Below are 757 nucleotides of genomic sequence, written 5' to 3'. Positions count from 1 at the left end.
ATACCAAGTCCCTTGGGATCTGACTCACGGCGGGGGATTCCCAAAGCGGCCATGATCTGATTCAACACCGCATGCTGTGGGAGGTGTGCGATGGCATCGGCGGTTGTGCTGCGGGACGATTTCGATGGGGCGGGTCTTCGAAGGCTGGCGCGTTTGAGCGGGGACGCAAATCAGGTTCGGCGATTGCTGGCGCTGGGGGTAATTTACGATGGTGGTGCGCGACACGCGGCGGCACAGGTCGGCGGCGTGGGCTTGCAGACGGTTCGGGACTGGGTGCTGCGCTTCAACGCCCGCGGGCCCGAGGGCTTGCTCGACGGCAAGGCGCCTGGCCCGCGTCCGGTGCTTGGAGCCGAGCACAAACAGGCGCTGGCCGAGATCATCGAACAGGGTCCGGTCCCGGCTTCGCATGGCGTGGTTCGCTGGCGGATCGTTGACCTGATGCAATGGCTGTTCGACGAATATGGCGTGTCGGTCAGCAAGCAGACGCTGAGCCGCGACCTGCGCGCTATGGGCTATCGCAAACTGACGGCACGGCCCCGGCACCATGCTCAGGGGCCGATGCTATCGACGTTTTTAAAAAGACTTCCCAGCCCAGTTGGCAGCGATCAAAGCCACGCTCCCAAGGGGCACGCCCATAGAACTTTGGTGGCAGGATGAAGCCCGGGTGGGCCAGAAGAACGGCATCACGCGGCGATGGGCCAAGCGCGGCACCCGGCCATCAGCGCCAAAGGATCAGCGCACCACGTCGGCGTACATC

General features: G+C 64.1%; 1 pseudogene. It reads left to right on the top strand.

Annotated elements, in window-relative coordinates:
- Positions 1-90: 90 nt before the first annotated feature.
- A pseudogene (locus QU44_RS17265) lies at positions 91-757 on the top strand (IS630 family transposase); the annotation flags it as partial.

Origin of the sequence: Sphingomonas sp. 37zxx (genome assembly GCF_000786205.1) — a bacterium.
Classification (GTDB): domain Bacteria; phylum Pseudomonadota; class Alphaproteobacteria; order Sphingomonadales; family Sphingomonadaceae; genus Sphingomonas.
The sequence above is the reverse complement of the archived record's forward strand: the minus strand, read 5'-3'. Positions and strand labels throughout refer to the sequence as shown.